The organism is Marivibrio sp. (assembly GCF_040218065.1).
Lineage (GTDB): Bacteria > Pseudomonadota > Alphaproteobacteria > UBA8366 > Aestuariispiraceae > Marivibrio.
In genome coordinates, this window is the sequence record NZ_JAVJQE010000012.1 from 48,670 (window position 1) to 62,359 (window position 13,690).

At 67.3% G+C, this 13,690-nt stretch carries 12 protein-coding genes; 1 reads left to right on the forward strand and 11 read right to left on the reverse strand.

The window, feature by feature from the left end:
- Positions 1–12: 12 nt before the first annotated feature.
- The 5 genes from RIB45_RS11730 to RIB45_RS11750 form a co-directional block, all read right to left on the reverse strand.
- Entirely contained in the window at positions 13–459 is a 447-nt protein-coding gene (locus RIB45_RS11730; RefSeq protein WP_350050461.1) for a c-type cytochrome, read from the reverse strand.
- A 90-nt stretch (positions 460–549) separates the two neighbouring features.
- Positions 550–1,356 (reverse strand): class II aldolase/adducin family protein, encoded by an 807-nt coding sequence (locus tag RIB45_RS11735; RefSeq protein ID WP_350050462.1) that lies wholly within the window; start codon positions 1,354–1,356, stop codon positions 550–552.
- A gap of 21 nt (positions 1,357–1,377) precedes the next feature.
- A complete protein-coding gene (locus RIB45_RS11740) occupies positions 1,378–2,187 on the reverse strand; it encodes a phytanoyl-CoA dioxygenase family protein (protein ID WP_350050463.1) in 810 nt (269 codons plus the stop codon).
- A 43-nt stretch (positions 2,188–2,230) separates the two neighbouring features.
- A complete protein-coding gene (locus RIB45_RS11745; RefSeq protein WP_350050464.1) occupies positions 2,231–3,115 on the reverse strand; it encodes a DMT family transporter in 885 nt (294 codons plus the stop codon).
- 280 nt (positions 3,116–3,395) lie between these two features.
- On the reverse strand, positions 3,396–4,571 hold the full coding sequence (locus tag RIB45_RS11750) for a vWA domain-containing protein (RefSeq protein WP_350050465.1): 1,176 nt from the start codon (positions 4,569–4,571) through the stop codon (positions 3,396–3,398).
- A gap of 311 nt (positions 4,572–4,882) precedes the next feature.
- Between RIB45_RS11750 and RIB45_RS11755 the strand changes: the two genes are divergently transcribed.
- A complete protein-coding gene (locus tag RIB45_RS11755) occupies positions 4,883–5,431 on the forward strand; it encodes a glutathione peroxidase (protein WP_350050466.1) in 549 nt (182 codons plus the stop codon).
- 28 nt (positions 5,432–5,459) lie between these two features.
- On the opposite strand, the gene RIB45_RS11760 is transcribed toward RIB45_RS11755, so the two are convergent.
- The 6 genes from RIB45_RS11760 to RIB45_RS11785 all read right to left on the reverse strand — a co-directional run bounded on the left by RIB45_RS11760 (position 5,460) and on the right by RIB45_RS11785 (position 13,685).
- A complete protein-coding gene (locus RIB45_RS11760) occupies positions 5,460–6,695 on the reverse strand; it encodes a hypothetical protein (RefSeq protein WP_350050467.1) in 1,236 nt (411 codons plus the stop codon).
- Positions 6,696–6,811: 116 nt separating this feature from the next.
- A complete protein-coding gene (locus tag RIB45_RS11765; protein ID WP_350050468.1) occupies positions 6,812–7,975 on the reverse strand; it encodes an acyl-CoA dehydrogenase family protein in 1,164 nt (387 codons plus the stop codon).
- Between the two features lie 10 nt (positions 7,976–7,985).
- Positions 7,986–8,789: an enoyl-CoA hydratase/isomerase family protein gene (locus tag RIB45_RS11770; protein WP_350050469.1), complete on the reverse strand. Its 804-nt coding sequence runs from the start codon at positions 8,787–8,789 to the stop codon at positions 7,986–7,988.
- Complete coding sequence (locus RIB45_RS11775) at positions 8,786–11,047, reverse strand: TRAP transporter permease (protein WP_350050470.1); 2,262 nt, start codon at positions 11,045–11,047, stop codon at positions 8,786–8,788. The genes RIB45_RS11770 and RIB45_RS11775 overlap by 4 nt, the downstream gene beginning before the upstream one ends.
- A 122-nt stretch (positions 11,048–11,169) precedes the next feature.
- The gene (locus RIB45_RS11780; RefSeq protein ID WP_350050471.1) at positions 11,170–12,150 is read right to left on the reverse strand and encodes a TAXI family TRAP transporter solute-binding subunit; all 981 of its coding nucleotides are present in this window, start codon (positions 12,148–12,150) and stop codon (positions 11,170–11,172) included.
- 134 nt (positions 12,151–12,284) lie between these two features.
- Entirely contained in the window at positions 12,285–13,685 is a 1,401-nt protein-coding gene (locus RIB45_RS11785) for a TRAP transporter large permease (RefSeq protein ID WP_350050472.1), read from the reverse strand.
- Positions 13,686–13,690: the final 5 nt, after the last annotated feature.

Sequence of the window (13,690 nt, forward strand, 5' to 3'; positions counted from 1 at the left end):
TCCGCCCCGGCCTCACTGCGGACAGCGCTCCTCGTCCCCTACCCCCGGATTCTCCGTCTGGCAGGCGTAGTAAAGCGCGAGATCGTGGATTACCCGCTCGGTCAGCTGTTCGGCGTAGAGCGACATGAACGCGTGCGGGCGGTTTCCGTCGCGGAAATTCCTGATGGCGTTCAGCAGATACTGCTCATATTGCCCGGCGAGCTTCGGCCAGCCCGGCTTCTCGCCGTAGCCGGCGGGGCCGTGGCACTTGATGCAGTCCAGCCGTTCGGCCAGGTACTCGCCGCGGTCGTAGTCGCCCAAATCCTCTTGCAGGCGCACCGCCGGCCGGCTGCCCTCGCGGGTGTAGCCGCCGGCCTGTTCGGAGCGCGCGGGGCCGTCGTCCGCAGCCGTGGTGAAAACCAGCGCCGCCAGCGCCAGTGCGCCCGCACGCATCCATCGCCCGGCGACGTCGCCCGCCATGACCGATCAAGGCCTTTCGCAGTTTCGGGATCCCCACCCCGGCCGGCGCGCCCGATCCCATCGGGCTTCGACGACGCGCGGGCGGCGGGGTTAGCTGCGGTAGCTGGGGTCCATCCGATCCAGCATGCGCAGATAGGCCGGCCATTCCGGCACCGCCTCGCTCGACCCGGCGGCGGCCTCGTTTGATTCCCACTGCTGTGCGGTGTGCTCGCACACCTCCGGCGGGGGAAGGGTGATCGGCCGCCCGGTCTGCATCACGTCCAACTGGACCTGACACGCCTGCTCCAGATAGTACAGTCGCGAGAATGCGCGCGCAACGCTTCCCGCGCAGGTAAGAAGCCCATGATTCTTAAGAATCATCGAGTGCTTATCGCCAAGGTCGGCCACGAGACGCTCGCGCTCCGACAGGTCGAGCGCGATGCCCTCGTAATCGTGATAGGCGAGCCTGTCGTAAAATTGGAAGCCGCCTTGCGTCATCGGCAGAAAGCCCTCGGCCAGGCAGGAAATCGCGACGCCGGCTCGGCTGTGAGTGTGCAGCACGCAGACCAAGTCCGGCCGCGCGCCGTGGACTGCGCTGTGGATGGTGTAGCCGGCCGCGTTGATCCCGTATTCCGAGCCGTCGAGGACGGCGCCGTCTAGATCGATCTTCACCAGATTGGAGGCGCAGACCTCGTCATAGGCGAGGCCGTAGGGGTTGATCAGGATCTCGTGCCGATCCTCTTCCCCGGGTCCGTGCGGCACGCGCGCGGTGATGTGGTTGTAGATTTGATCGGTCCAGCCGTAGTGATGGATCAGGCGGTAGCAGGCCGCCAGATCGACGCGCATCTTCCACTCGGCCTCCGAGCAATCGAGCGTCCGCGTCGGCGGGCTCAGATCCTGGCGCAGATCGTCGGGCATTTTCCCTCTCCTTCTTCGCCGTCAGCCGGCGCGCGCGGCGGCCTCGCGCGCCAACTCGTGCAGCGCATCGTCGTCCGTCGGCGCCAGCGCCGCGCGGTCCGGGTTGTTGTGGAACCAGGCGCGGTCGTTCCCGCCCGTCGGCAGGTTGGTCACGCTGTTATAGTTCATGTACATGATCGCCCGCGGCCAGGGGCTGACGTTGTTGGCCGAGCCGTGGACGAGGTTGCAATGGATGAAGGCGACGGTGCCGGCCGGGCCGCACAGCGGCTCGATCCCGCCGTCCTCCGCCAGCGACTGCAGCGTCGTCTCGCTGATCTGCATGACGGTGTAGCCCTTGGCGTCGGCCTCGGGCGCGACCTCCTGAACCTCGCCGTGACGGTGCGACCCGGGGACGACCAGCAGCGGGCCGTTCACCGCATTGGCCGGGTCCAGCATGATCGCGGTCATAACGCAGACCGGCTCGGGCATCCCGTCTTCGCGGTGCCAGGTGCCGAAATCCTGATGCCAGTTCCACGCGCCGCCGGTGAAGCCCTGTTTCGGGTTCAGGCGGCTCTGGTGGATGTAGGCGCGATCCCGCAGCAACTGCTCCACCGGCCCAAGCAGGCGGGGCAGGCGGCAAAGCCGGCGGTAGGGCTCGGAATACTCATGCGCGCCGTAGACAAGCCGGATCGCGTCCGAGGTCTTTTCGCGAACCACCTCCGCGCCCGTGCGGGCGTAGAGGCCAGGGCGTTCGGCGTTGAGGACCGCGACTTCCTCCGCGTCCAGCAAGCCGGGGAAGAGCAGATAGCCCCGCTCGTCGAACTCTTCCACTTGTTGGGTCGTCAGATGCATGGGTGAAACGCTACCCCCTTTAAACGGATCGGAAAAGACGCCGCTAAGGCGCGGCTCTTTTGCCCGGGCGGCTATAAAGGAGCAGCCCCGCGACGACCAGCGCGCCGCCGACATATTGATCCGTCGAGAGCACTTCGCCAAGCAGCGCGGCGGCGACCAGGATAGAGATCACCGGCTCCAGATTGAACAGGATCGCGATCGTCGGCGCGCTGGCGATCTTCAACGCCGTGAACTGCAAGAGCAGCGCCAACGTGTAGAAGCCGCACACCGCCGCCATCGCAAGGCGCCCCGTCTCGCCGCCGGGGAAGGAGAGGCCGCCGAACAGCATCGGCGCGGCCAGGGCGCAGATCGCGACGGCGCCGAAATTCGCGGTCAGGCTGACGGTCATGGTGGGCACGCTGGTCAGCGCATGACGGCTGAACAGCAAGAAGGAGGCCAGCCCGACCGCTCCCAGCAGCGCCAACGCGATCCCGCGCGGGTCAAGCGTCTCCAGCGACGGCCCGATGGCGAGCGCAAGACCGGCGAAGGCGACCAGGAAGGCGAGCCCGTCGAGCCTCCGGAGTTTCGGCCCGCCCAGCAGCGGGTCGATCAGCGCGATCATGATCGGCCAGGTGAAGAAGATCACCGCCGCCAAACCGACGGGAATGAAGGCGACGGAGCCGAGATAGCCCAGCCCCTGCGCCGCCAGGCTGACCGTCGCGCAGGCGAGCGCGGGCCACGCCGCCCGGGGGATGCGCGGCAAGCGGCGCGCTGCGATCAGGACCAGCAGGGCCAAAAGCCCGGCCGCCCCGGTGCGCGCCACCATCAGCGTCGCGGCGTTCCCGCCGTCGGCGTAGACCAGCGGCGCGATCGGCGTGTTCATCGCGAACCCGGCGGCGGAGCCGAGCACGACGGCGGGGCCGAGCGCGCGGGCGGGGGCGGGGGTCAACCGGGAGTCCTCGCGAAAGCGGGGACCTTTGCGCGATCGCGCGCGCTTAGCGGCCGGCCGCCTGAGGCCCCCGCTTTCGCGGGGGCGCGCTGCAGGCGGTCCAGATCGCGCTCGCGCCGTCCCGTCACGACGGACCCCGCGAGGAACGGCGCCCAAACGGGAGTCCCCGCGAAAGCGGGGACCTTTGCGCGATCGCGCGCGCTTAGCGGTTGGCCGCCTGAGGCCCCCGCTTTCGCGGGGGCGCGCTGCAGGCGCAAGAAACCGGGTCCGCCTCGATCCCTCACGACAGATCCCGCATCGCCGCGTCCAGGCCGGAAAGCGTCAGCGGGTGCATGCGCCCCTCCATCTGCTCGATCGCCATATGCACCGACTGGTGATAGCGCCAACGCTCGACCGGCTGCGGATTGAGCCACACGGCCTTGTCGAAATGGTCGAGCAGGCGCTGCATCCACACCCGCCCCGGCTCCTCGTTCCAATGCTCCACGCTGCCGCCGGGATAGGCGATCTCGTAGGGGCTCATGGTGGCGTCGCCGACGATCACCAGCTTGTAGTCGCGCGGATAGGTGCGGATCACGTCCCAGGTCGGGATCGCGCTGCGCCAGCGGTTGCGCATGTCCTCGAACAGATGCTCGTAGACGTAATTGTGGAAATAAAGGTGGACCGCGTGCTTGAACTCCGCGCCCACCGCGTCGAACAGTTTGCGGCTTTCCAGGATGTGGTCGTCCATCGAACCGCCGACGTCGTAGAGCGCCAGGATCTTGACCGCATTATGCCGCTCGCGCCGCCAGCGGATGTCGACATAGCCGCCGTTCTTGGCCGTGCTGCGGATCGTGTCGGGCAGGTCCAGCTCGAAATTCGCGCCGGTGCGTGCGAAGCGCCGCAGCCGGCGCAGCGCCACCTTCATGTTGCGGTTTGAGAGCGGCTCGTCGCTGTCGAGGTTCTTGAACTCGCGCTTGTCCCAGACCTTAACCGCGCGGCGGTGGCGGCTTTCCTCCTGACCGATGCGCACGCCTTCGGGGTTGTAGCCGTAGGCGCCGAAGGGGCTGGTCCCGGCCGTGCCGATCCATTTGCTCCCGCCCTGATGGCGCTTCTCCTGCTCGGCGAGACGCTGCTTCAGCGTCTCCATCAGCTTCTCGAAGCCGCCCAGCGCCTCGACCATCGCCTTCTCCTCTTCGGAGAGCGTCTTTTCGGCGAGCTTCATCAGCCACTCGGTCGGCAGCGCCGTCGCCTCCACGCCCGGATCGCTCGCCACGCCTTCGAAGACCTGACCGAAGACGGCGTCGAAGCGGTCCAGATAGCGCTCGTCCTTCACCAGCGACGCGCGCGCGAGATAATAGAAGCGATCGAGGTCGTATTCCGGGACGTTCTTCTCCACGCCCTCCAACAGCGTCAGATATTCGCGCAACGTCACCGGCACGCCGGCGGATTTCAGGCGGAAGAAGAGGGTCGGGAACATAAGCGCGCACTATAGGGGCGCGTCGGTCGATGACAACCGATGAAGCGGGCCGGGCTCTTCAATCGACCACGAATGCGGCGTGTCCTCGGACCGCGACCATTTTACAGAGAGACTGGGGGCGGCGGGGGATGTGTCTTTGCGCTCGGGCGAACGCCGGCTCTTTTTCTCAGTCTTCTCCTTGGCGCGCCGTTTCTCGAACTGGCCGCGGATGAGGTCGGCGCATCGGCGAAACTCGCCGAATTGGGCGGCGTCGCCGTCTATCGCCGCTGACCCTTTCAATCCGAAGGCTGTGCGCTTACGTAGAACAGTCTATGACAGCACCCTTGGACAACAGCCCGGCAGGCGACGCCCCGCGCGAACCAAAGTCCGCGCGGCGGGCCGGCGCGCACGCCTTCGGTTTCGACCTCAACGGCGGCGGGCGGCTTGAACTCGCCGACTGCGCGGGCGGGCCGATCCTGATCGTCAACGCGGCCTCGCGCTGCGGCTTCACCGGCCAGTACGAAGGCTTGGTGCGCCTGCACAAGCGCTACGGCGATCGCGGGCTCACCGTGCTCGCCGTGCCCAGCAACGATTTCGCCGACCAGGAGCCGGAGGACGACGAGGCGATCCGCTATTTCTGCCAGTCGGAATATGACGTCGAGTTTCCGATCGCGGCCAAGGTCCACGTGACCGGCCCCGAGGCCCATCCCTTCTACCGCTGGATCAAGCAGGAGGCGGGCTTCTTCGGCCGCCGCCCCTGGTGGAATTTCCACAAATATCTGATCGGCCCCGACGGTCGCTTCGTCGACTGGTTCGCGCCGCTGACCAAGCCTGAAGACCCTAAGCTCGTGCGCGCGATCGAGGGGCTGCTGCCGTGGTAGGGGGCGCGCCCCGCCGTCTCAGCCCGTCTCACCAGCCTCGCGGGTTACCCTCTTCGATCAGCGCTTCGGCGAGGATTTCGCCGCCCTCGTCGACGTGCGAATAGGCCCCGTATTCCTCGCGCAGGAAGACGCAGCGCCAAGGGCCCGGGTCCGGCGCCTCCACCTTCCAACAGCGTCGCCCGTCCTGCAGAATGTTCCAGCGTCCTTCTTCCGGCCCTTCTTTGAAGGTGCCGTCCGGCCGAAAGTAGACGGTCACCGGCGGGCCGCCGTCGGCGGGGCGGCGGCGCTCCGTGTGATTCGACGTCAACTCCAGGACCATGTCCGAGGGCAGCGTGTCGGCGACGCGCGCGACGAAAAAGCTTTCCGGGTTGCCCGGGTCGAAATCGAGCCGGGCGCGGATCACGCCCGTCGGGCGGCCCTCCACGGCGTCCATCATGGCGTAGCCGCCATCCCCGACATCAACCAGCACGCTGCAGCGCCATCCGGCGGTCGGGGCCATTTCGACGCAATAGGTTCCGTCCGCCGCCACACGCCACGACCCGGTGTCCAGCCCGTCCGCCCCATCCGCTTGACCGGAAAGCAGCCGGTCCGGCGCATGATAGGCGCGATAGGGGGGGCGGCCGTCTGCGGGGCGGATGATCAGGGTCGAATCTTCCAGCAACCGCGTTGTCGCCGATTGGTCCAGCAAACGGTAGCGCGGCAAGCGGGGGCGCAGATCCACCGTCGCCATCGCGCGCGAGGGGTAGAGGCGCAAGGCTGCGGTCTCTCCCGGTCGATCGGTTTCCAACGCCAACGCGGAATCCGGCTTGTCGGCGCTCCAGTCGGCGAAGGCGCCCTCGAGCGCGACGGCCGCGTTCTGGCGCGCGGTGGTCCATTGGGGGCGCAGCGTCTCGGCCAGCATCTCCACCGCGTCGGTCAGCACGAGACGGTTGACGGTCGCATTGTCGCTAAGTTGCAGCGCCAACCGCGCGATTTTCGCCTCGCCCTCGTGACTGTAGCCGAGCTGCAGCGTCTGGCGGCCCACCCGTGTCGGGCGTTCCAACCGATAGACGACGCCATGCGCGCCGCGCTGCTCTTCGCGGAACTCGAAGCGTCGCTCGAGCTCAAGCTGGTTAACCGCGATGGGGCGCGTGTTCTCCATCGCCGCCGCCTCGGAAAGGTTCGGCGCGATCACCTGCTGCGCCGCAGTCGGCGCGGCGGCCAGCGCCAACCCCGCGAAAAGGCACGGCGCCGACCATCGACGGAAGAGAGAAGCGCGCGTCATCCTGCCCGTCCTTGACGCTTGCAACGGCCGCTTGACGGCGCGGACCGGCCGGACCCTCCCCAGGGGCGGCAAGCATAGGCCGGAGGCGCCCGCCGGCTCAAGCTGCAAGGCGCCCGTCAATAAGAACGCGGCAACCCCATGACGTGCTGCGCGATGTAGGCCAGCACCATGTTCGTGGAGATCGGCGCAGTCTGAAACAGGCGCGTTTCGCGCCATTTGCGCTCGACGTCGTACTCCCGCGCGAAGGCGAAACCGCCGTGGGTCTGGAAACAGGCTTCGCCCGCGGCCCAGGCCGCCTCGCTGGTGAGCAGCTTCGCCATGTTAGCCTCCGCCCCGCAGGGCGCGCCCGCGTCGAACAGCGCGGCCGCCTTGCGGGCCATCAGGTCGGCGGCCTCGCTCTGCGCGTGCGCGCGCGCCAGCGGGAACTGGATCCCCTGATTGGCGCCGATCGGCCGGGCGAAGACCACTCGCTCGCGCGCATAGGCGCAGGCCGTCTCCAGGAACCAGCGCGCGTCGCCGAGCGCCTCGCCCGAGAGCAGGATCCGTTCCGCGTTCATCCCGTCCAAGACGTAGCGGAAACCTGCGCCCTCTTCGCCCACCAGGCTGTCGGCGGGGATCGCCAGGTCGTCGAAGAAGACCTCGTTGGAATTATGGTTGATCATCGCCTCCAGCGGTCGGATTTCCAGCCCGTTTCCGCGCGCCTCGCGCAGATCGATCAGGAACAGCGAGAGCCCCTCGCTGCGCTTGGCGCAGGCCTCGATCGGCGTGGTGCGGGCCAACAGCAGCATCAGGTCGGATTGGCGCGCGCGACTGGTCCAGACCTTCTGGCCGGTGACGATGTAGCGATCGCCGTCTTTCACCGCGCGGGTCTTGAGCTGCGTGGTGTCGGAGCCGGTCGTCGGTTCGGTTACGCCGAAGGCCTGCAGCGTGAGATCGCCCGCGGCGATCTGCGGCAGCCAGCGTTCCTTCTGCGCGGCCGTGCCGTGGCGCAGCAGCGCGCCCATGATGTACATCTGCGCGTGGCAGGCCCCCGCGTTCGCGCCGCAGGCGTGAATCGTCTCCAGGATCACGGCGGCCGCCCGCAAGGGCAGTCCGGCGCCGCCGTAGGTCTCGGGGATCAGCGCGGCGAGCCACCCGCCTCTGGTCAAGGCGGCGACAAACTCGGCCGGATAGGCGCTCTCGCGGTCCTTCTCCCGCCAATAGGAACCGGGGAAGTCGGCGCAGATCTTCGCCACCGCGGCGCGAATGTCGGGCCAATCCCGGTCGAGCGTCATCTGCATGAGGAAACCGTCACTTACCTTTGAAGACCGGCTGCCGTTTCTCGTTGAAGGCCGCGACGCCTTCGGCGACGTCTTCGGTTCCGACCAGCTTGTCGTAGCAATCGAGCTCGACCGCAAGCCCCTGGGCAAGGCCGCTTTCCATGCCCTGGTCGACGGCCCGCATGGCCTGCGCGACGGCCAGCGGCGCGTTGGCGGCGATCCGCGCAGCCGTGGCGAGCGTCTCCGGGACCAGCGTTTCACGCGCGCACAGCCGGTTGACGATTCCCCAGGCCGCCGCCTCTTCGGCCGAGAAGGGACGGGCGCTCAGAAGAATTTCTTTCGCCCGGGCGGTTCCGACCCGGCGCGGTAAAAGCTGGGTGCCGCCGATCCCGGGGATCAGCCCGATCGAGGTTTCGGTCAACGCGAAGCGCGCGTCGTCCGCCGCATAGGCGAAGTCGCACGCCAACGCCAATTCGCAGCCGCCGCCGAAGGCCGCGCCGTTGACCGCGCCGATCACCGGGATCGGACAGTCCAAAATCGCGCGGGCCATATCCTCGAAGATCTTGTGTTGCGCGCGCCAGGCGGCCTCATTCATGCCGCGTCGCTCTTTCAAGTCGGCGCCGGCGCAAAAGGCGCGGTCGCCTTCGCCGGTCAGCACGGCGGCGCGCACGCCGTCCGGCTCATGCGCCAGCGCCTGAAAGACGGTGAGCAACTCTGTCGCCATCGCCGTGTTGAAGGCGTTGCGGGCGGTCGGTCGGTTCATCACGACAAGCAGGACCTCCGGCTGGGGGCGTTCCAGCCTGAGGGCGTCATACCGGCGGTCGAAAGCGCTCAATCCGGCCCCCGCACCAGCGTCGGCGCCTCCGCCTTCGGCCGGAAGAGGCGTTGGATCAGGAAGGTTGCGATCGCCAGCCCGATCCCGATCAGATCGGTGATCAGGCCGCCTTCGATCATGAATAACGCAGCCGCCGCCAAGGCGATGCGCAGGAACCAAGCGGCCGGCCCGCCGAGGAACCACCCCTGCACGCCGGATGACAGTAAGAAGACGCCGACCACGGCGGTTGCGCCCGCGCGCACGATCTCGAGCGTGCCCCCGTCCATCAGCAGCGCGGAATTGTAGAAGAACATGAACGGCACGATGAAGGCCGCGATGCCGATCTTGAAGGAAGCGACCGACGTCTCCATCGCGTTCGCGCCCGATATGCCCGCGGCCGCATAGGAGGCCAGCGCAACCGGCGGCGTGATCGCCGAGACGACCGCAAAATAGAAGACGAAGAAATGCGCCGTCAGCATCGGGATGCCGAGCTCCACCAAGCCCGGCGCGACGACCGAGGCGGCGACCGCATAAGCCGCGGTCGTCGGCATGCCCATCCCCAGCAGGATGGCGATCAGCATGGCGAAGACCAGCGCCAGGAGCTGCGAGGCCTCCGCCAGTCCCAGCAGCAGGTTCGAGAAGCGCGCGCCCACGCCGGTCAGCGAGATGACGCCGACGATGATGCCGGCGCAGGCGCACACCGCGATGATCTGGATTGACATGGAGCCCGCCAGCTCGAAGGCCTTGAAGGCCGAGCGCGGACCCATGCGGTAGGGCGTCAGCCAGCTGACCACGGCGGCGGCGACGGTCGCCAGCGTACCGGCGCGGATCACCGAATAGCCCATGAACAGGGCCGCGATCAAAATCACGATCGGCAGGAACAGGAAGACCTGCTTCGCCAACGCCTTCACCCGCGGAAGTTCGTCGTCGCGCATGCCGCGCATGCCGAGCTTCGCGGCCTCGAAATCGACCATGAAGAAGATGGAGACGAAATAAAGGATCGCCGGGATGATCGCCGCGACGGCGATGTCGGTGTAGGGGATGCCGGTGATCTCGGCCATGATGAAGGCGCCGGCGCCCATGATCGGCGGCATGATCTGTCCGCCGGTCGACGCGCCGGCTTCGATTGCGCCGGCGGTCTTCGGCTTGTAGCCGACCTTCTTCATCAACGGGATGGTCAGCGAGCCGGTGGCGACCACGTTGCCCGCCGAGGTGCCGTTGATCATGCCCATCAGGCCTGAGGCGAAGATCGCCACTTTCGCCGGTCCGCCGCGCGCGCGCCCGGCGACGGCGAAGGCGAAATTGACGAAATAGTCGCCCACCTTGGAAGCTTGGAGGAACGCCGCGAAGATGATGAACAGAATGATGTAGGTGGAGGACACCGCCGTGGTCGGCCCCAGGATGCCGGCGTCGGTATAGACTTGGCTGAAGAAGCGCTGCCAGCTGACCGCCGGGCTTTGCAGGAAGCCAGGCAGGTGCTCGCCCACGAAAACATAGATCAGGAAGATCGTGGCGATGACGATCAAGGCCAGCCCGGCGACCCGCCGCGTCAGCTCCATGATCAACAACGTGCCGGCGACCGCGGCCAGACTGATGCCGATCGGCGCGAACGGCGTGCCGGTCGAGTTGCGCATCAGGGTGCCGTAGATGGTGATGAGGTATGTCGCCACCGCAACGCCGCAGACCGTCAGCGCCAGATCGGGCGCCGCGATCCGGTTGCGCGGCGTCTTGTCGACCCAGCCCAGCAGGATGGCGCCGGCCGTCGCGCCCACCAGCGGCGCGCCGAAGATCCACGTCTCGTTGAATTTGATGGTCGGGTCGATGCCGTTCCAACTGACCCCGCCGGCGATCTGAACGCCGAACCAGATCGACGCGCCCAGCGCGACGAAGGCCGGGATCAGCAGCAGGTAGCCGAGAACGTCGAACAAGCGTGTGCCGCGTTCGCCCTCGCCGACGAATCCGGCGCCGGCGTACCACAGAAACCCGAGCGCCAGCGCGCCGGCGACGTGGGTGATGCGGAAGTTCCACGTCTCCATCGGGAAGTCGGGCAGGAAGGGCGGGTCGATCAGCCCGAAGGTGATCGCGGACAGGCCGAAACCGTTAAGCGCGGCCATGTGAAACGCCGCATAGACCGCCGCCGCCACCGTGATCGCCGTCATCATGCGGCCGTCGAAAAGGCGTCGGTTCTCCTCGACCGGAACCTCGTCGACGCCCTGGGCGATCAGATGCAGGTCGTCGTCCTGTTTCGCGTCGGGCTTGTCATCGCCGTGGGCGGCCATTCCCGGTCCCCTGAAGGTGAAGAAATCGAGAAACGATTCAGCGTGGGAATATTCGCAAAGAGTGCGACGGCAGCCGCCCGCCCGTGCGGGGCGGGCGGCCCGACGTCGCGTCGATCAGGCGATCAGCCGCCGTGGATCATGTCGGCGCCGATCGAGGCCCCGTTCTCGTTGAACCACTTGGCCGCGCCGGGGTGCCACTTCATGACCTTGTTCTTGTCCCAGTTCGACGGGACGGTGGAGCGAGCGGCGCGATGGATCGAGACCATGCGCTCGTTGTCCGACATCACGACGTCGGTCGCCGCGTAGACGAAGCTCTCCGGAAGGTCGCAGTTGGCGATCGCGAAATTCCACATGGATACCGAGCGCGCCGGCGCCTCCAGCGTGGCGTAGGTGTCGGCCGCGATCTCGAACTCCGAGACCGGGAAGGCCTCGAGAATGGTCGCCTGCTCTTCCTCGGTGAACTCGATGATGTTCACGTCGGTCTGAACCTCGAGCTGGCTGACCGCCGGAACCGGCACGCCGGCCGCAAAGGCGATGACGTCCAGCAGGCCGTCCTGCAGCTGGCCGCCCAAGTCGGACCAACCGCCGTTGCGCCGCTCGAAGTTGACGCCGAGCGTCTCAAGCATGCGCGGGAAGTAGGTGTCCGAGGTCGAGCCGGCCGGACCGAAGCCGATCTTGGCCCCGTCCGGGATCTCCGAGATCGAGGTGATGCCCGAGCTCGACAGCGCCGTGATCGAGAAGGGCGTCTGATACATCGGGAACATTGCGCAGGCGTTGGTCATCTGCAGGCCCGGCGCGATCGGATTGGATCCCTCAATCGACTCCGCCGCGGGACCCATCGTCGTCATGCCGAAGGCGGCCTCGCCGGTGTGAACCAACGCCATGTTCTGCATCGGGCCGCCGGTGACTTCGCCGCCGCCGGAGATGCCGAGCTCGTCGGCGACGAGGTTCGCCCAGCCGGAGCCGTAGGCGAAGTAGGTGCCGCCCTGCGAGGCGGTGCCGACCGTGAAGCTGTCGGGCCAGCCTTCGCGGTCTTGAGCCAGGGCCGGGCCGGCCCCGACAGCGAGCGCCAGCGCAAGGCCGGCGACGAAATTACGGGTCATGGAGTTCCTCCACTGATCTGTTGTTCTTGCACAAAGGGCGGTCTCAGCCGCCTCACGCGGGAGTAAGCATAGGCCGCGCCCTATTTCGCGCAAGCGGTAATACCAATCGTCGGGATCGCGCAGCGCGACGGCCTTTACACCTGACTTGGCAGCCACAGCACGATGGCCGGGAAGGCGACGAGCAGCGCGATGGTGATCCCGTCGGCCACGAAGAAGGGCATGACGCCCTTGAAGACGTCCTGCACGGACACGTCGTCGCGCACGCCGGCGACGACGAAGCAGTTGAGGCCGATGGGCGGCGTGATCAGACAAAACTCCGCCATCTTGACCACGAGGATGCCGAACCAGACGGCGCACATCGGTCCCGACATGCCGAAGGCGCTGTCGGCGGCCGAGACGAACTCGCCCCCGTTCAACGCCATCACCGCCGGATAGACGACCGGCAGCGTCAGCAGCAGCATCCCGATCGCATCCATGAACATGCCGAGGATCGCGTAGGCCAACAGGATCAGGATCAAGGTCAGCATCGGCGACTGCTCCAACCCTGCGATCCAGTCGGCGAACGAGGCCGGCAGGTCGGCGAAGCCGAGGAAGCGCACATAGATCAACACGCCCCAGATGATCGTGAAGATCATCGCGGAAAGCTTGGCGGTCTCCAACAGGGCGTCCTTGAGCTCGGCCCACCGCATGCCGCGATAGAGCGCCATCAGGAAGACCACCGCCGCGCCCAAGGCGCCGCCTTCGGTCGGCGTGCCCCAGGCGTCGCCGCCGAAGGGGTTGTAGATGAAGACGATGATGATGAAGACGACGAAGAAGATCGGCAGCGCGCCGGGCAGCGCCGAGAAGCGCTCGCGCCAGGTGAAGCCGCCGACCGGCGGGCCGAAATTCTTCATCAGCATGGCCATGCCGATGATCAGGGTCGCGTAGACGACGGCCGAGAACGCGCCGGGGATGAAGCCCGCCAGCAGCAGCCGGCCGACGTCCTGCTCCACGATGATGGCGTAGATGACGAGGATCGCCGACGGCGGGATCAGCGAGGCGAGCGTGCCGCCCGCCGCCACGACGCCGGCGGCGAAGCGCTTGTCGTAGCCGATCTTGAGCATCTCCGGGATCGCGATGCGCGCGAAGACGGCGGAGGTCGCGACGGACGCGCCCGACACGGCCGCGAATCCGGCTGTCGCGAATACGGTGGAGACCGCGAGCCCGCCCGGCACCCAGGCGATCCAGCGCTTGGCGGCCTCGAAAAGCGCGCGCGTCAGGCCTGCGTAATAGGCGAGATAGCCGATCAGCACGAAGGTCGGGATCAGCGACAGCGCCTGGCTCGAGAGTTTGGAGTGCGGCACCTGACCGGCGGTCTTGGCCGCGACCGACAGCGCCCACAGGAAGCGCTCGGGCGCGTAGCCGGCCTTCGCCCAGAAGATCCAGACAAGGCCTACAATGCCCGCCATCGCGGCCGCGAAAGCGACCCGCATGCCCAGTACGACCAGGACGAGGAGGCCGCCCGTAACCACGATGCCGATATCCAGCGGCTCCATCAGGC